Source organism: Lentibacillus sp. L22, from assembly GCF_040812445.1.
Lineage (GTDB): Bacteria > Bacillota > Bacilli > Bacillales > Amphibacillaceae > Lentibacillus_C > Lentibacillus_C daqui.
Map to the genome: position 1 here is coordinate 1 of NZ_JBFNXI010000042.1, position 18,070 is coordinate 18,070.

Sequence of the window (18,070 nt, forward strand, 5' to 3'; positions counted from 1 at the left end):
GAGGATACCCTACCTCTTTTTTTCGTCTCAAATATTTTACACAAACTATTTTACGTCATCTAAGTTTGTGAGCGTTATTTAATCATCACCCTTTTCTAATAGAAGAACATCTACACTAGGCTGGGGTTCCTCTTCACCCTCTCGTGTAGGTGTTTTTTAAATAGGCGTGTGATTTTCGCATTTAATAAAAAACCCGGTAATGGTTACTCGATTGAAGAAATATCATATTGCGTGTAGGATGGTGTTTAGATCGTGAGGGTTTAAGCGTGAAAGGAAAGATGATGATATGGCATCGATCAATCTATTGCATTCACATAGGCTTTTAATTGTTGCGATTACCTTATCCGCATCTTTTTTGTCTGTTCTGACGCAGTTTTTGCTTATTACAGCTTTTCCAAAAATCATGAAGGAGTTTGCCGTTAACTCAACAGAAGTGCAATGGCTGACAACCAGCTTTATGTTAACCGTTGCTATTCTCATTCCGATAACGGCTTATTTTATCGATAAATTTCAAACAAGGACATTAATGATGAGCGCGATGTCTTTGTTTTTAATAGGAACAGTAGTTGGGTTATTTGCACCTTCGTTTCCCGTTTTGATTGCGGGGCGTATTATTCAAGGAATGGGGTCCGGGGTTATGATCCCGTTGATGCAAACGGTATTGTTTCTGCTTTACCCAAAGGAAAAAAGAGGATTTGCGATGGGATTGGCCGGAATGGTCATTAACGTTGCGCCTGCAGTTGGCCCTCCTATATCAGGCATTTTAATTAAGTATTTCGAATGGCGTGCGTTGTTTTATTTAACCTTACCGATTGCGGCGTGCATTCTGATATTGATTTTCTTGTTTATGCGCAACGTTACTGAGCAACGAAAAACAGAAATTGATAGCTTATCCATTATATTCTCAACGGTTGGTTTTGGTGGCATGCTTTATGGCTTCAATAAGCTGCAGGAGGGTGGATGGAATGACCCGGCAACTATTGGTAGCATGCTTGCAGGCGCTTTAGCATTGGGTTTATTTGCAGTTCGACAATTGCGGCTGCAGATGCCGATTTTAGAACTCCGTGTGTTAAAGGTTCCTGTTTTTACACTGGTTACGTTTATTTCGATCCTTTCGTTCAGTTTGCTGGTATCAACTGAGACGATGCTGCCGATGTATGTGCAGAACGCGCAAGGATTTTCGGCGTATCACGGTGGTTTGATTGTGATGCCGGGTGCCTTGACACTCGCCGTCATGTCTCTTTTCGCGGGTAGATTGTTCGATAAATACGGCGGCAAAATCATTGCGATTATTGGCTTTGTGTTGCTCTGTTTAAGTTCACTTGGTTTTCATTTTATGCTGGATATCGATACGCCGTTCATGATGACGATGGTTTTATTCATGGTTTCCATGGCTGGTGTGGCATTGATTAATATGCCAATCATGACGTCTGGTATCAATGCTTTGCCTGATACGTTGATTCCACATGGGACGGCAGTAATCAATACGGCGCGTCAATTTGGTGGGTCGCTTGGATTAACGTTCATTATCTCCTTTATCAGCAAAGTGAATGCCGGAACAGAAACGATCCAACCGATTAAATATCTGACAGGAGTGAAAACGGCCTTTTTCGTTGCATTTTTGTTTGCCATTACGGGACTTGTGCTCTCCTTGTTTTTACAAAGAAAAAGGCAGCATTCGGAAGGTGGTTCATGACATAGCAAACAAGGTATATTGTGGGCGGTTGGCCGGGTAGTAAAACATATGATGAATGAAGGGTTGGATGCCTTAAAGGGAGGATTTATTGGGAATGGATTCGCTCTCAATAATGGTAAGAAAGGAAATTGTACAAATCACTTGAAAAAAATGAAAAATAATGTAATGATAAGTGTATAAAAATCTCCACTTGCATGGACAAGATATGATGGCTTTCACCATGGCTAAAGGTAACACGGTTTTTCGTTTAGAAACAAAAATTGGAACCGTTATCATCCCGATATGAAGGTTTTCCATAACATGGCACGTTATTGTCAGGTAAAATCATCCTGTATAAAAATAAATTTACGAAAATTGGCTATTTATAAGAAGCTGATCAATGGATAGAAACCATACCTATATATAAATCTAAGTTCCCAAAATAGGATGGCTTAAAAGGAGTGATAAGGTGTCACAGCCTATTTTAGAAATTAGCGGATTAAAGACTTCCTTTTTTACAGACGATGGCGAAGTTCCCGCGGTCGCTGATGTAAATTTTTCTATTAAACCAGGAGAAATTCTGGGCGTGGTTGGCGAATCGGGTTGTGGAAAGAGTGTTACTTCGTTGTCTGTCATGGGTCTTGTGCCTCCACCGGGAAAAATCATAGCGGGGGACATTCGCTTTAAGAACGAGGAACTAACCAAGGCTACGGAACGGCGGATGCGGCAGATTCGCGGCAATGAAATCGCAATGATATTTCAAGAGCCGATGACATCGTTGAACCCGGTGTTTACAATTGGTTCGCAGCTGATCGAAGGCATCCAGCTGCATAAACAACTTTCCAAGAAGGAAGCAGCAAGTCGGGCGGTGCAAATGTTGGAGAAAGTTGGCATGCCAAGAGCAAAACAGCTTATGAAGGAATATCCGCATCAACTTTCAGGGGGGATGCGTCAGCGTGTCATGATTGCCATGGCCATGGCATGTGAACCGGAGTTACTGATTGCAGATGAACCAACGACGGCACTGGATGTCACCATTCAAGCACAAATCCTCGATTTAATGAAGCGATTGAATGAGGATTCAAACACATCCATTCTATTAATCACACACGATCTTGGCGTTGTTGCCGATGTGTGTGACCGCATCGTTGTCATGTATGCAGGTAAAGTAGTGGAAGAAGGTAATGTGCGTACTATTTTTAAAAACCCGCAACATCCCTATACAGAGGGGCTGATTCAGTCGGTGCCCAATATGTATGTCAAAAAGGAACGGCTTTATTCGATTCCAGGAAATGTGCCAAAACCAGGGTCGGTACAACATGGATGTCTCTTCGCCCCGAGATGTCGATACGCATTTGACCGCTGCACGGATGAGAATCCAGAGTTGCTGGAAACAGAAGATGGTCATCAGGTGCGTTGTTTTCTTCATGAGAAACATAAGCAGGAGGTCACAACATGAGCGAGACATTATTGGAAGTACATAATCTGAAAAAATATTTTCCGATCACGGGTGGTGTGTTTGGACGAAAAATTGGAGAAGTCAAGGCGGTTGACGGGGTTTCTTTTTCCCTGAAGAAAGGTGAAACACTTGGTTTGGTCGGGGAATCGGGTTGCGGCAAATCAACGACAGGACGGATGTTGCTGCGCTTGATTGAGCCTAGTGAGGGATCTGTGAAATTTGAAGATCGAACATTAACAGATGTTTCCAAAGGGGAAATGCGCAAGTTTCGCCGGGATATGCAAATGGTGTTTCAGGATCCGTATGCATCGCTTAATCCACGCCATACGGTTGGAAAAATTATCGAGGAGCCGTTGAAAGTACATGGGATGGGCGATGCAAAGGAACGAAAGAAAAAGGTGCGTGAACTATTGGAGACGGTTGGTTTAAGCAGTTATCACGAAAAACGCTATCCCCATCAGTTTAGTGGGGGACAGCGGCAACGGGTGGGAATTGCCAGGGCTTTGGCGGTGCAGCCAAAATTGATTGTCGCTGATGAACCTGTGTCTGCACTTGATGTTTCCATTCAGTCACAAGTATTGAATTTGTTGAAAGATTTGCAGGAAGATTTTGACTTGACATATGTGTTTATTGCCCATGACCTCAGTGTTGTCCGGCAAATCAGCGATCGTGTCGGGGTGATGTATCTTGGGCGTCTCGTGGAATTAGCGGATAGCACCGAACTGTATGAAAATCCGAAACATCCGTATACACAGGCCTTGTTGTCAGCTGTGCCGATCCCCGATCCTGATTACGAATCAAACAGAACCATTCTGGAGGGGGATGTCCCGAACCCGGCTAATCCGCCTGCAGGTTGTGCCTTTCATACAAGATGCCCGCTGGCGATGGATATTTGCAAATCGGTTCGCCCTGTATTCGGGGAGAACGAAACCAATCACTATGTTGCTTGCCATCTCTATACAGGGGAAGGAAAAGAAAGTCCCGTTTTAGCGGATAGCAAGTGAATATAGATAAAACAAAATGATGGAGGGGGAAACATGAAAAAGTCGTTATTATTTTTTATTGGAGCCATTGTTATGGTGTCTATTGCCCTTGTCGGTTGTTCTTCGGATTCCGATAGCAGTGGAAGTTCCGGAAATTCCGGCGGGGATAGTACACAAGATACGTTGATCTACGGACGTGGTGCCGATGCTACACGGCTTGATCCGGCAAGGGTAACGGACGGTGAGTCGCTGAAGGTAACGCAACAGGTCATGGAGACGCTGGTTAATTTTAAACCGGGTACGACCGATCTGGAACCGGGACTCGCGACTGACTGGGAACAAAAAGATGATGGCAAGACATACGTTTTTCAATTACGTGAAGACGTGAAATTTCAAGACGGAACTGATTTTAATGCCGATGCGGTCGTTTACAACTTTGAACGCTGGCAAAACGGAAGCAGCGAGGATAACTTTGCCTACTATCCTTCCATGTTTGGCGGTTTTGGCGACGATAGTGTGATCAAGGATGTGGAAGCGGTGGATGATCATACGGTGGAAATACACTTAAAAACGCCTTTTGCTCCGTTTTTGAAAAACCTGGCGATGACACCATTTGCGATTGGTAGTCCTGATGCTTTGGAAAACGGCAATTTTGAGAAAGAACCGGTTGGAACCGGACCGTTTGCATTTGATAGTTGGGAGAAAAACAGCAAGATTGTACTGAAGAAAAACGAGGATTACTGGAACGAGGGAAAACCGAAGCTCAATCAAGTTATTTTCCAGGTGATTCCGGATAATGCTTCTCGGTTAAACGCACTGAAAAATGGCGAAATCGATCTAATGGATGGCGTCAACCCATCTGATGTAGCGTCCATTGAAAAGAATGATGCACTCACGATTTGGAACCGCCCACCTTTAAATCTGGGCTATCTCGGCTTTAATGTAGAAGAGGAGCCGTTTGATGATAAAGCCGTACGTGAAGCGTTGAGTTATGCTGTTGATAAAGATGCGTTGGTGGATGCTTTCTACGCTGGTAATGGGGAGTCCGCAAAAAATCCAATGCCACCAACGATTGATGGGTTTAATGATGACATTGAACCTTACGAATTTGACCCGGACAAAGCAAAAGAGAAATTGGCAGATGCCGGTTATCCAGATGGATTTGAAATGGAATTATGGACCATGACCAACCCGAGGCCATATCTGCCGCAGCCAGAAAAGATTGCCGAAGCGATTCAATCCTCCTTTGGTAAAGCGGGTGTCGATGTAAAAATCAAAACAATGGAATGGTCCACTTATATTGAAAAACTGACCGACGGCGAAAGTCCAGCTTTCCTGATGGGTTGGACCGGAGATAATGGAGATGCTGACAACTTCCTTTATTCGTTGCTTGATGAAGATAGTATTGGAAGCAACAACATGTCACGCTATGCCAACAAGGACGTGCATAAGTTATTGAAGGACGCGCAGACAGAACCGGATGATGATAAACGGATGGATCTTTACAAGGAGGCACAAGAGATTATACACGAAGAGGCTCCATGGATTCCATTGGTCTATGCGGAGGAACCTTTGGCCGGGAATGCGGATATGCAAGATTATCAGCCAAACCCGACCGGAAGTGAACCGTTCGATGAAGTCAGCTTTAAATAAGAAAAAAGCTGGAGGTGCTCGTTTAGCGGGGGAATGTGAAGTTTGTTACTATTCCCGGGAGCCGGTGATGACTGTCGTTGACGTAAGCTGAACAAGTTGAATTTTTACATCATTAAAGTTAGCTGGGGGGAACTGCTCCCCCTGGTTTTTCAAAAGAAAGGGGTGGGTTCATCATGATGTCTTATACGATTCGCCGGTTTTTGATGCTCATTCCAGTTTTGTTTGGGATGTCCATTATTGTCTTTTCGATTGTTCGAGCAATTCCTGGCGACCCAGCCCAAACTATTCTGGGCACGAAAGCATCTCCTGAAGCCATTGCCAACTTGCGAGAGAGTTTAGGACTGGATAATCCTTTTTTTGTTCAGTATGGTACGTACATAAAAGACTTGTTGACAGGCGATCTTGGCACTTCCATTCGCACAGGAACGCCAATCAATGAGGAAATTTGGACGGCGTTGGCCGCTACTGCAGAACTGACGATTGTCGCGATGATTATTGCAATTGTCATCGGCTTGAATGCAGGCGTCATCAGTGCCTGGTTTCGCAACTCCTGGTTCGATTACGTCATCATGGTGTTAGCGTTAGTAGGGATATCGATGCCGATTTTCTGGCTAGGGTTAATGTTACAGTATCAATTTGCTGTCGATTTGGGATGGCTTCCAACTAACGGCCGGGAAGATATTCGAAATCCGATTGATGCAATTACGAACTTTTTCCTGATTGATACGTTAATACACGGCAATTTCAGTCAATTCATGGCCGCTGTCAAGCATCTTTTATTACCTGCGATTGCACTCGGTACGATTCCAATGGCGATGATTGCAAGGATGACGCGGTCAAGCATGCTTGGTGTCATGGGCTCCGATTATATACGTACTGCACGTGCGAAAGGTCAAAAAATGTTCTGGGTCGTTTACAAGCATGCCTTTAAGAACGCATTCATTCCTGTTTTAACTGTTATTGGGATTCAATCCGGATTGCTTTTGGGCGGTGCCATTCTAACAGAGACCATTTTCGGATGGCCCGGGATTGGCCGTTATATCTATGATGCCATTCAATCCAGGGATTATCCGGTTGTCCAGTCCGGTATTTTAGTTATCGCAACGATCTTTGTTTTAATCAACTTGATTGTGGATCTCTTATATGCCGTATTTGATCCAAGAATTAAATATCGTTAGAGGAGGGAAAAGATGGGACAGATGCAAACAGAACCGGGGAATGCTCCAGTTCAGACAAAGGAAACGGACAAGATTTCCTCTCCTATCAACGACATTTGGCGTGTCTTTCGCAAAAATAAATTGGCCCTTGTTGGTGCTGGTATCCTGGCTTTCTTTATATTACTGGCTTTGTTTGCTGGAATGCTTGCACCAGAGGGAATCGATGACCAGAAAGTAAACCAGCCTGAAGAATTGTTGCATTCACCATCCGGAGCGTACTGGCTGGGAACAGATGAGTTTGGACGTGACATTTTGAGTCGAGTGATGTACGGCGCACGACTGTCCCTATGGGTTGGTTTTTCTTCTGTTGTCGGGTCGGTGATTGTCGGCGTGATTTTAGGAATTCTTGCAGGGTATTACGGGCGCTGGCTGGATATTCTTATTTCACGGATTTTTGATATTATGCTCGCTTTCCCAAGTATTTTATTGGCTATTGCCATTGTTGCGATGTTAGGGCCGTCGCTGCAAAACGCTTTGATCGCCATTGCCCTCGTCAACGTCCCGATTTTTGGAAGGTTGATCCGCTCCACCGTCCTTAGCCTAAAAGAGGAAGAATATGTCGAAGCGGCCCGATCGATCGGGATGCGGGATTCCCGTATTTTGTTTCATCATATTTTGCCAAACAGTCTCGCTCCGATAATCGTACAGGGAACTTTGAGTATTGCAACGGCGATTTTGGATGCAGCAGCACTCGGATTTCTTGGACTTGGGGCACAGCCACCAGATCCGGAATGGGGAAGAATGCTTGCTGATTCCAGAAATCTGATTCAAGAGGCTCCGTGGACGGTTATCTTTCCAGGGATTTGTATCATGTTGACTGTTCTTGGGTTTAATTTAGTGGGCGATGGACTGCGTGATGCGCTGGATCCGAAAATGAAGACGTGATATGGTGCTTGTCACTTTCCGAATGATGTCGTATGTTGTTGAATAAAAATGGGTTTTTGCGTAGGTCAAAAAAAGCTTGAATGAAGGTTTAAGTTATATTTCTCCTTAGATGTTCATCGGTTATGTAGGATGGCTGGGAGCTGAATGAAGCGGCAAAGCGACACAGAAACTGAACTCCTGTGTCGCTTTCTCATGCTTCATCTTTAGGCCACAAATCATTGTTAAATCGTTCTTTACTGTAACCAGCTAAGGTCCAAATTAGTAACGCATTCTTTCTTTTGCCGCCTGTCTGTTTAATTAATAAATTGGTATTGGGTTTATTAACTGCGTTGGTTAAAGGCGTACTGCCAATTCCTGGATTTTTCCACATGTTGTCGAATACAGAATAGGCCGGCCTTTTAAAAAGAGTAAGGCACTATAAAAAAACTGTGATATATACAACAAAATTGTTCTTAATATAGGACGCACAGACGTGGGTTACTGGAATATCGTTTTAAAATGGGCCTTGGAACATGAGCTTATTTCCCTCTTATGTTAATGTCATGCTTGGATGATACTCTCAATTTTGAAAACCCTAATCAACGTTTGAACCATTTATCCATCAAGAAATGAAACGTCGCATTATGAAAAATAATCGTGTACCAAAGTATAGTATTACAAGCGAAAGATATCATGCTTACTTCTTTTTCGACAAATGCCTGTAATGGAAGTTCGCAAATCAAAAACGTGATTCCCAGTGCAATTGCTAAAACCTCGATATAATAACGAAATTTAAAGAAATCCATCCCAAATACCCCTTTCTTTTCTGGAAGTAGGTTGAGGACATGACTTGCGTTGATTCTCTGTATTATCTAAAAATGATTTAAAAAATAGAGGGTAGACTACGATAAAGGTAGTCACGGAAGGATAAACACCCTTTTTAATTAATTTAACACAATCTTTCCTACTTTTGAATTGTTTGCTCACAAGATCATTTTTTAGCTGATATTATCACAAATATTCAAACATGGATGAAATATCGACAAAAAGTGTTGCTGGGCCTCACTGAATAACATAGAGCCAGCGTAATCGGCTGAGAAGGGCTGTAACGAGCTTTGCCCTTTAGCTTGTTCTGCTTTAACATACTAACTATCGGTCAACAAAGTTTGGCATGAAATTTAGTATATAGAAGGTTATGTAAATCTTTTATTATTGAAAGGGTGTTCACAGGAATCATGACGTCATTATTAAAGAAAAGGATAGCCCTCATAAGCATAGGTATTTTATTAATGCTAGTGGGTTGTCAAGGAGGATCTGCCGATAAAAATTCAAAAGAAGGAAATAATGAGGCAACTAATATTAAAGAAATTGTTGGAATTGAGCCCGGATCAGGAACGATGAATATCGCAAAAGAAACAATTGAATCGTACAACTTGGATGTGGAATTAACTCCGAGCTCGGAACCGGCAATGGTAAAGGAATTGCAACATGCGATTGAAAAAGAAGAACCGATCGTTGTTACACTCTGGCAACCACATTGGATGTTTAGCGAATATGATTTAAAATTTCTGGAGGACCCAAAAGGAACACTGGGTGAATCTGAAAGCATACATACAATGGTTCGACAAGGTCTTAAGGATGAACATCCATCAGCCTATCAGTTTTTAGACAACTTCTATTGGGAAGTGGAAGACATGAATGAAGTGATGGCGAAATTCGGACAAGACGATGATGTTGAACCGCAAGAAGCAGCTAAAGAATGGATCGAAAACAACCGAGATAAAGTGGAGTCCTGGACAGAAGGCATTGACTCCATTAATAACGAGGCAATCGAACTAGCCTATACGAATTACGATACAGAACTTTCATCGACGAATGTAGTTGCTCTTGTTCTTGAAGAATTGGGCTACAATGTCAAATTGACATCGCTTGATATGGGTATCGCCTTTGAAAGTCTTTCTAAAGGGGAAATAGATGGTATGTTAATTGCCTGGCTCCCTGTAGGTGCTGCTTCCTATTATGAGCAATATAAAGACGAGATCAATGACCTGGGTCCCAATTTGGAAGGCGCTCAACAAGGTTTTGTTGTACCAGAATATATGGATATTGATAGTATCGAAGACTTGCCAACTAAGTAAAACGAATAAATTATATGAGACCGCCTTATTAACAACATCGATAAAAACTTCGTATCCCAAGCGTTACCTGTGATACGAGTTTTTCTTGGCAATCCATTGGTGGCATGCACACCTTGGCCATGTTGTGCTGGCTGAATTGCTATAGAGGTTCACTAAAACAACGGTTAGAACCAGTTAAGCGGGGATGGGTTTGTATTTTCAAAGATGTGTTTGACTTCCGTATATTCCTCAAGTTCTTGTTTCCCTAATTCTCGGCCAATGCCGGATGATTTATAGCCTCCCCATGGCGCCTGAGCGAAATAGGGGGTGAAAGTCGTTGATCCAGACCGTTCCCATCCTTAAGCGCTACCTAATACACGCGTGCTATGGGGTGGCTGAACCTTTGCATTGGGGTTGATGTAATGTTTTGCCTGGCTGATGGCAACAGGCGCTTCACCAAATCCGGACGATGACATTTTCATCTTCTATTCGTATGTTGAAACTCGGAATCCTTTTATCCGGATTGGCAAGCATTCGCCCGTCGTTTTTAATATCAAATTCTCTACCATGCCAGGGACAGCGGATAATTTCACCATGATGGCAGTAATCGTAGTCACCTGGTTTGCTACTGGCGGTCGTTGCTCCGTACATTATCCCTTTATCAAGTGGAGCTGATGCCAGCGCTGTCGCCATTTCATACCACCCATGCATGGAGGAAGGGGACGGATCTAAGTCACCAGTCAAAATACCAATGTCATGACCGATTTCGTCCAACAGCTGTTTCTGCATGAATCCTAAGTCTGTTCCTGCTGGCCGGCCATCGGAAAGCACTGCATCAGCCCGGTCGACTCCGGCAACGGTCGGCTGCGTATAAGGCATATGTTTTTCCTGCACCCAGTGACAGTTTTTGATGTAATGTCTAAACGGCTCATCCAGCCTATCAGCGATATTGCTGTATTGAACGCGTTCGTGAATGTCCGTATCGACAATTGCCATTTTATTTTGATCCATAAATAAACCTCCTTGTAATTATTTTCAAACAATTAAGATAGTATCAGAACTAGTTTAGGAACGTCAAACCCGCTTACAGTCGATGAGTGGCATTTAGCTCGCTCAGTGAACCGCAGTGACGTCCAGTGACGCCCAGTGCAACATTTTAGGTGCCGCTTCCCGAATTTTGTCATATGTTGTCGAATGGGGGGTTTGTACCAAAATGCAAGAATCGGCCTGGCCCTGTAGAAAAAAGCACAAAAAAAGGGCACCAGTTAGTACCCTTTTTTTGTATAACTCATATCAATATTTTATTTTAAAAAACTGTGCGAGAACAGTCCCTGCTTTCGTGCCTTAACGTAATATCATCGTCGCGGTGTCTGTCCCGATACTTTTTTACAAGCCAATCAATACGGCCATCATCCAGCTCGAACCGTAATAAATCATGAACTGGGCACCTGATCCAACCCCCAGAATCCGGTTCAGTAAACCGCCGACCGTCGCAATGGTAAAGGTGACTAATAGCCCTGTGACCTGTCCTTCATAATAAGCAATCACACAAACGATGCCAATAAACATGCCGATGATTGCCTCCTGGCTAATACATTTCATAATAAAGACAGTTGCTTTTCGTGAAAAATTCATAATAAATGGGTAAGCAATGAATGCCCCAACAATAAGTCCAATCAAACCGTAAACGAAAAAATCACCCATTGACATAAGATGATGCAAATTATGATCGACAGAAAATACCGGTGGTGCATTAAATAACGCTGCGGCTGGTCCTAATGCCATAGGGCTTAAGGGCAGGCCAAATGCAATTAACGGAATGAGCGTTTCCGCAATGTAGGTCGATTCGGTTACACCGTTCATGACGGAAAGGGTTGTTGTTGCCTTTTTATAGGTCCCCTTTATTTTTGAGCCAATTAATTCACCCATAAGCGCAGTCATCCCGGTTGGACTGAATGTAAAAGTAAATGATGTGATAAATGCGGCTATGGAACCAGCAACTTTCTGTAAACCGGTTAAAATGCGGAATGGATTCGGGAAATAGCCGGACCAGGATTTAATTTCCGGAGCCAGATTGTAGTCCTGCGGTTCAGCACGGGTAACACTTTTTCTGGCTGTTGATGACAGGGCAATAAGTATATCGGAAAACATCGGTCCAATCGCAATTCCCAAAAAGAAACTGATAGACAGATTTTTATCCAATACTTCAAAGCTGACCAGATTTAATCCTTGTATTAAAAAGGCAAAAGGAATGATCAGCAGAACGCTCACCCACTTACCTTTTGAAAAATATGCAATAATTACTGCCGCAACAGCAAAAATGACACCTGTATATGTTTCAAAAAAATCAGCGAATTGTCCAAGAAACTGAGCGAATAAAAGGGCCACCGGAAAAGCAATCAGCGCACCAATAATACCACCTGAGATCATTTTTCGTAAGGCAATATGTGGCACACCCAATTTTCTTAGTGTTTCCGCATAGTCAAGCATGGGTACCATCATTGTATCTCCGGGAATGCCCATTAGTGCCGTTGGTGCTGCATGTGACAAGTGTTTAGAGATAACAGCAGCCATAAAAAATGAAAAGACAGCAACAGGCGGTGCACCGAGCAAGATGACCAATAAGGTGAACGGAACCATTGTCGCCGTTTCATCTGATCCGGAAATGAGGCCGATAAGTGTAAATAACACGCCACCGACGATTGACAGTACAATGGAAATAAGTAATGTACTCATTTGCTGCCTCCTTTGTCAGTGGGAATGAATATGTCTTTGATTTTCAAATCCTCCATTTCCTTCCTTGTTGCCGGATCATGTTCAATGACATCCATTTCTTCCTCGAAGTTCACTTGCAAGTCATTTAGAATTCCTTGTGCATCATCGGCTGTGATTTCAGTCTCCGTTAATACACGTTTTGGTTTAAATAAAATGGCGGAAAGAATGAGAGCCAAAACACATCCGGCAATTCCTGCAAGCAGGGAATAGGAAGAAACCATTGATTCGTCAGCTATTTTTGGAAACACAGCCTGTCCAGCTAAAAATCCGCCCAGACCAAGTACGACGCTGATAATAATAGAAAAAATAACGTGCACGGGTAAAACGGTATCGCCGAGTATCTCCACATAGCGATCGGGAACTTGTGATGTATTGCCATTTCGGGTTGTGTCTCCATCTTTATTTTGCTTCATGTTATCACTCCTCCTGTATTTCATTTTTTATTGCTAGAATATGGTCATAGCTTACATTCCCATCTTCAATAGCACGTTTTACAATAATATCGATTAGGTTCTCATTCGCGCCGGCCATAGCTGCCAAATTTCTTCCGTGTAATGCCATATGTCCTTTTTGGATGCCATCTGTTGCCAGTGCCTTTAGTGCTGCAAAATTCTGGGCTAACCCCGTTGCAGCAATTACTCCGGCAAGTTCTTCAGCGGATTGGACATTCATTATCTTCAATGACAGGCTGGCAACAGGGTTAGCCTTGGTACCACCGCCAATTGTTTCATTTTTAAAGCGTGCCCGTACTCTTACCAAACGCCGATCAGCCAGATTGGAAATAATACGCAGGTTTACCTTGCCTTCCGTAATTAATTCTACCATTGGTGCAACAGCTTCAGCCATTGTATTGACCGCATTTGCCCCCATTGCGTCTTTCGTATTCACTAAAAGGTGCAAGATGAGCATCGTACCTTTCGTTGTCTCCGTCATGTTAACCTCAATGTCCTTTGCCCCGCCACCAAGATATTTTGGAGCAAATAATTCGTTAAAAATATTTTATTGAAAAATATTTTACAAAGTCGATTATTTTTGCTATAGTTAGGACAAATAAAATGGAAAGCGAGATGATATGGAAATTTATGATACCGTTTTCAATATTATATTGCATAGCGAAAATGCTAGAAGCAAGGTAATGGGGGCATTGAAATGGGCACGTAAAAATTGTTTTGATCAAGCAAAGGGGATGATAGAAGATAGAAGAGGCAGATAATAGGTTAATAGATTTGCGAGAAAGCAATATTAAATAATAGAAAACTAGAAAACCATTCTTGAAATATAACATTTGGAGGGATGAACATGTATAACGTATTAGTAGCATGTAGTGCAGGAATGTCAACTAGCATGTTGGTGCAAAAAATAAAAAAAGCTGCTGAAGAACAGCAGATTGATCTGTCCATTGAGGCTGTTTCTATGAACGAAGGAAAAATGCTAGCCAAAAAGAATCATTATGACTTGCTGTTGTTAGGACCACAAGTTGCTTTTATGCAAGATGACATGATGCAAGTGGCAAATGGCAAATTCCCGGTTAACGTTATTAATCAAAAGGATTATGGGATGATGCGAGCTGACAACATCTTAAAAGATATTATTCAAACGGTGGATGAGCAGCGTAAGTAGAACCTTTTTCAAGGGAGAGAGCGCGTGATGAATAATCTAGCTAATAATATAGCGAAATGGCTGATGCCCGTTGCAACTAAATTTTCCAATCAACGTCACTTAGGTGCGATTCGTGAAGGGTTTATTACCATTATCCCTTTAGTTATTGTGGCATCCTTTTTTATACTAATCAACAATGTTATTTTAGATCCGGAAAATGGAATGCTAGCAAATGTTGTTGATTTAAGCAAGTATAGTGCGATAGGTGATCAGGTAACAAATGGAACCCTTGGCATTTTATCCATTTTAATCGCCTTTACAATCGCCTACAAATTAGCTGTTAGTTATGATGAAGATGGAATTATTCCTGGTGTTATGGCTGTTGCGGTGCTTGTAACCATGTTACCAAATGCCATCGATATTATTCCTGAGGGTAGCGAGGAAGCTGTTAAAGCAACCGGGATATTAAGTCAAGATCAAACATCAGCAACAGGATTATTGTTTGCTATTCTCGCAGCCCTGTTAGGCACAGAAGTATTCCTGCGATTAAAAAGGAAGAAAAAGTTACGAATAAAATTACCTGACACGGTACCACCTGAAGTAGGTAAATCATTTAGCGCGCTTATTCCAGCTTTTCTTACGTTAACGATATTTGCGTGTTTGGTGTTTGTATCGAATGCCTTATTTGGTTTTGGCCTGCAGGAAATGGTTACAAGAGCTATTCAAGCCCCGTTGAATTTGGTTGTTCAAAGTAGATTTGGAATCAACATTATTATGTTCTTTCAAAATTTATTATGGTCGGTTGGGATACATGGAACTTTTGTACTCGGACCAATCAAAGACCCGTCCCTATTAGCAGCTATTCAAGAAAATATCAATGCGCTTAAGGCAGGAACGGACATTCCTAATATTGTAACGAAACCATTTATTGATAGTTTTGCTATGCTGGGCGGTGGAGGATTTACGATCGGACTGGTTATTGCTATTTTTATTGCTTCCCGACGGAGCGATTACCGTGAAGTTACTAAATTTGCTGCTGTACCAGGATTGTTTAATATTAATGAACCCCTAATGTTTGGATTGCCGGTTATTTTGAATCCGATTTTAGCGATTCCACTCATTATTGTACCGATCGTAAACTTAAATATTGCTTACTTAGCGACATCGTTAGGGCTAATTTCCAAAACCGTTGCATATATCCCGTGGACAACACCGCCTATTCTGTCGGCGTTTTTAGCAACTGCGGGTGATTGGCGGGCTGCGGTACTTGCGGCTTTGTTAATTGTAATCTCCGTTATTATCTATCTACCGTTCGTGATGGCAACGAATAGAATGGCGGAATTGGAAAAAAGTAAATCGTTCAATGATGATCACACAGTTGGAGGAACACCATGACCAAAGTAATTATTTGTGATTTAGATGGAACACTGTTGAGGGAAAATGGCCAACCGGCTCCTGAAACAGTAGAAATAGTTAGACGCTTTATCGATAGTGGCGGTATATTTATGATAGCCACTGGTCGATTAGATCATGACATTGTATATATAGAGGAAAAACTAGGTGTTCGTGGCGCATATCGTATCAGTCAAAATGGTGCGGTAATCAAAAATCAAGCCAACGAGATCATATGGAAACAAGAAATAGATGTCATAACAGCGATAGAAATAGTGAAGATGTTAAATAAAAAAAGTCCTCGGGTGGAAATATCCGACGCTGATCATCGTTATTTCCCCACCCCCAGAGGAACGGATGAAGTTGGTGAATTCGTTGATCAATCGATTGTTGACTCAAGTTTTGTCGCAAAAATTGGAAAGACTATCTTCCCGACAATCTTGTTAACGTTTGGGGGAAACTTTGAAAATATAACACAATATATTCGAGCAAATTACGGTCAGATGGTTGATGTTATCATGACGAGTCCAAGTACGCTTGAGATTCTATCAAAGGGCGTTTCCAAAGGTGCAGCGCTTGAAAAGATATTGCAGAAACTGCCAATGATAGGTGAAGTTTGTGCCATCGGTGACTCGGAAAATGACATTTCCATGTTTGAAATAGCAGACTATGCCTATGCTATTTCTACTGGTAAGGCAAACGTACAACAAGCAGCTGATGAAGTTTATCCAACTGTTGACGATTGTATATATGCCTTTATGGAAAAGTAATGAAAAAACGAGGTGTTCTTTTTGAAAAAAATCTTATATATTCCTTTAGATGAAAGGCCTTGTAATTATGTATATCCCCAGCATTTAGTAAATACACGGAATGATGTACAATTGATTTTCCCCCCAAGAGAAATACTAGGAAATAAAAAGGAAGCTGCAGATGTAGACCGGCTCTGGGAATTTGTCTTCGCAAACGCCAGCAAGGTGGAGGGTATCGTACTTTCCGTTGAAACGCTTGTATATGGGGGATTGCTTCCATCACGGTTACATCATTTATCAATTAATGATCGGGAAAAACGCATGGCTATGTTTCGGCAATTGCGTGCGTTAAGCAAAGTCACCCCTATTTATGCATCTTGTCTCATCATGCGAACACCAAAATTTAATACCTCTGACGAAGAACCGGACTATTATGAGCTTTATGGAAGGAAACTTTTTCGTCGGGCCTATTTACAGGATAAAAAACAGCGTGTTGGTTTGGATGAACAGGAAGCAAATGAACTCACCCAAGCCAATGATTACATCCCGAAAACATGTATCAATGATTATGAATCCAGACGCCGATTTAACGTTCAGGTCACGCTTCATTTGCTGGAATTAGTGGATGAAGGGGTGATTGATTTTTTGTCGATACCACAAGATGACTCATCCATTTTTGGTTATACGGCTAGTGATCAGGAGATTGTATACAGTCGTATTGTCGAAAAACGCCTGCAATCAAAAGTACTGGTGTATCCTGGTGCAGATGAAGCAGGCTGTACATTAATTACCAGGATGTTGAACAAGTTATTGGACAGAAAGCCATCTATTTATTATTTTTACAGTTCAACAATTGCTCCGACTATTGTTCCTCTGTATGAAGACCGGCCAATGAATGAAAGTGTAAAGGCACACCTATTGGCTTCGGGATGTGAGGTAGCAAGCATGCCTGAAGCGGCAGATTTCATCCTGGCTATCAATGCGCCGGGAAAATTCATGGAGGAAGCAGTAAACCAAACAACAAAAGATATCACTTATAGTAGTTTTAGACAACTAGGGTTCTTTGTTGAGCAAATTCAAAAATGGGTACAATCAGGGAAACCAGTCGTGATCGCGGATAATGCTTTTGCAAATGGTGGGGATCAAGAGCTCATCCAGTATTTGGATGATTATCAGATTTTAGAACACCTTCTTTCATTCAAAGGTTGGAACACGAATTGTAACACGCTGGGAACGTCCATTGCTGCAGGTGTATTTGGTTTTGACAGGCAAAATCAATCCGAAATCAAGAAGCATGTACTTTATCATATTTTAGATGATGTCTTTTATCAATCCCAGGTTAGGAAAAGAATTACGGATGAATTATTACCTGCTTTAAACGCAAATTATTTTGACCTAAACGACCAAGATCATGTCGTTGAGCAGGAAATTCAACAGCAAATCATGGAGGCATATAAGGGAATGATTAAAAAGAGCTTTAGAAATATGGTAATATCTGAATTAAAGGTGTATACTCCCTGGAGCCGCATGTTTGAGGTTGGATTGGAACTAAACATCATAAATGAATAACAGGAATAGGGAGAAGGT

At 42.1% G+C, this 18,070-nt stretch carries 17 protein-coding genes and 1 pseudogene; 12 read left to right on the top strand and 6 right to left on the bottom strand.

Annotation, left to right across the window (positions count from 1 at the left end; all coding sequences use genetic code 11):
- The first annotated feature begins 286 nt into the window (after positions 1 to 286).
- The 6 genes from ABRT01_RS14635 to ABRT01_RS14660 all read left to right on the top strand — a co-directional run bounded on the left by ABRT01_RS14635 (position 287) and on the right by ABRT01_RS14660 (position 7,872).
- Positions 287 to 1,696 (top strand): MDR family MFS transporter, encoded by a 1,410-nt coding sequence (locus ABRT01_RS14635; protein ID WP_269410291.1) that lies wholly within the window; start codon positions 287 to 289, stop codon positions 1,694 to 1,696.
- Positions 1,697 to 2,144: 448 nt separating this feature from the next.
- Positions 2,145 to 3,134 (top strand): ABC transporter ATP-binding protein, encoded by a 990-nt coding sequence (locus ABRT01_RS14640; RefSeq protein WP_269410290.1) that lies wholly within the window; start codon positions 2,145 to 2,147, stop codon positions 3,132 to 3,134.
- Positions 3,131 to 4,138, top strand: coding sequence for an ABC transporter ATP-binding protein (locus ABRT01_RS14645; RefSeq protein WP_269410289.1), 1,008 nt, complete (start codon positions 3,131 to 3,133; stop codon positions 4,136 to 4,138). Before ABRT01_RS14640 ends, ABRT01_RS14645 begins: the two co-directional genes overlap by 4 nt.
- A 33-nt stretch (positions 4,139 to 4,171) precedes the next feature.
- Positions 4,172 to 5,770, top strand: coding sequence for an ABC transporter substrate-binding protein (locus ABRT01_RS14650; protein WP_269410288.1), 1,599 nt, complete (start codon positions 4,172 to 4,174; stop codon positions 5,768 to 5,770).
- A 173-nt stretch (positions 5,771 to 5,943) separates the two neighbouring features.
- A complete protein-coding gene (locus tag ABRT01_RS14655) occupies positions 5,944 to 6,948 on the top strand; it encodes an ABC transporter permease (RefSeq protein ID WP_269410287.1) in 1,005 nt (334 codons plus the stop codon).
- Positions 6,949 to 6,960: 12 nt separating this feature from the next.
- Positions 6,961 to 7,872, top strand: a complete 912-nt coding sequence (locus ABRT01_RS14660) for an ABC transporter permease (protein ID WP_439649412.1) — start codon at positions 6,961 to 6,963, stop codon at positions 7,870 to 7,872.
- A gap of 578 nt (positions 7,873 to 8,450) precedes the next feature.
- Here the strand turns inward: ABRT01_RS14660 and ABRT01_RS14665 are convergent.
- Positions 8,451 to 8,657 carry a hypothetical protein gene (locus ABRT01_RS14665; RefSeq protein ID WP_269410285.1) on the bottom strand — a complete coding sequence of 69 codons (207 nt, stop codon included), beginning with the start codon at positions 8,655 to 8,657 and terminating at the stop codon, positions 8,451 to 8,453.
- Positions 8,658 to 9,140: 483 nt separating this feature from the next.
- Between ABRT01_RS14665 and ABRT01_RS14670 the strand changes: the two genes are divergently transcribed.
- Complete coding sequence (locus ABRT01_RS14670; protein ID WP_367748164.1) at positions 9,141 to 9,989, top strand: glycine betaine ABC transporter substrate-binding protein; 849 nt, start codon at positions 9,141 to 9,143, stop codon at positions 9,987 to 9,989.
- A 164-nt stretch (positions 9,990 to 10,153) separates the two neighbouring features.
- On the opposite strand, the pseudogene ABRT01_RS14675 reads toward ABRT01_RS14670, so the two are convergent.
- The 5 genes and pseudogenes from ABRT01_RS14675 to ABRT01_RS14695 all read right to left on the bottom strand — a co-directional run.
- A pseudogene (locus ABRT01_RS14675) lies at positions 10,154 to 10,334 on the bottom strand (aldehyde dehydrogenase family protein); the annotation flags it as partial.
- A gap of 87 nt (positions 10,335 to 10,421) precedes the next feature.
- Positions 10,422 to 10,979 (bottom strand): Rieske (2Fe-2S) protein, encoded by a 558-nt coding sequence (locus ABRT01_RS14680; RefSeq protein ID WP_367748167.1) that lies wholly within the window; start codon positions 10,977 to 10,979, stop codon positions 10,422 to 10,424.
- 375 nt (positions 10,980 to 11,354) lie between these two features.
- A complete protein-coding gene (locus tag ABRT01_RS14685) occupies positions 11,355 to 12,704 on the bottom strand; it encodes a tripartite tricarboxylate transporter permease (RefSeq protein WP_367748170.1) in 1,350 nt (449 codons plus the stop codon).
- Positions 12,701 to 13,156 (bottom strand): hypothetical protein, encoded by a 456-nt coding sequence (locus tag ABRT01_RS14690; RefSeq protein ID WP_367748173.1) that lies wholly within the window; start codon positions 13,154 to 13,156, stop codon positions 12,701 to 12,703. Before ABRT01_RS14690 ends, ABRT01_RS14685 begins: the two co-directional genes overlap by 4 nt.
- 4 nt (positions 13,157 to 13,160) lie before the next feature.
- Entirely contained in the window at positions 13,161 to 13,739 is a 579-nt protein-coding gene (locus ABRT01_RS14695) for a hypothetical protein (RefSeq protein ID WP_367748199.1), read from the bottom strand.
- 76 nt (positions 13,740 to 13,815) lie between these two features.
- Between ABRT01_RS14695 and ABRT01_RS14700 the strand changes: the two genes are divergently transcribed.
- From ABRT01_RS14700 to ABRT01_RS14720, 5 genes are all read left to right on the top strand, one after another.
- Positions 13,816 to 13,956 carry a PTS lactose/cellobiose transporter subunit IIA gene (locus ABRT01_RS14700; RefSeq protein WP_367748176.1) on the top strand — a complete coding sequence of 47 codons (141 nt, stop codon included), beginning with the start codon at positions 13,816 to 13,818 and terminating at the stop codon, positions 13,954 to 13,956.
- An 86-nt stretch (positions 13,957 to 14,042) separates the two neighbouring features.
- Positions 14,043 to 14,363 (top strand): PTS sugar transporter subunit IIB, encoded by a 321-nt coding sequence (locus ABRT01_RS14705; RefSeq protein WP_367748179.1) that lies wholly within the window; start codon positions 14,043 to 14,045, stop codon positions 14,361 to 14,363.
- 27 nt (positions 14,364 to 14,390) lie between these two features.
- Positions 14,391 to 15,737 (top strand): PTS sugar transporter subunit IIC, encoded by a 1,347-nt coding sequence (locus tag ABRT01_RS14710; RefSeq protein ID WP_269410277.1) that lies wholly within the window; start codon positions 14,391 to 14,393, stop codon positions 15,735 to 15,737.
- A complete protein-coding gene (locus tag ABRT01_RS14715; RefSeq protein ID WP_269410276.1) occupies positions 15,734 to 16,504 on the top strand; it encodes a Cof-type HAD-IIB family hydrolase in 771 nt (256 codons plus the stop codon). Before ABRT01_RS14710 ends, ABRT01_RS14715 begins: the two co-directional genes overlap by 4 nt.
- 21 nt (positions 16,505 to 16,525) lie before the next feature.
- Entirely contained in the window at positions 16,526 to 18,052 is a 1,527-nt protein-coding gene (locus ABRT01_RS14720; protein ID WP_367748183.1) for a DUF4127 family protein, read from the top strand.
- Positions 18,053 to 18,070 lie beyond the last annotated feature (18 nt).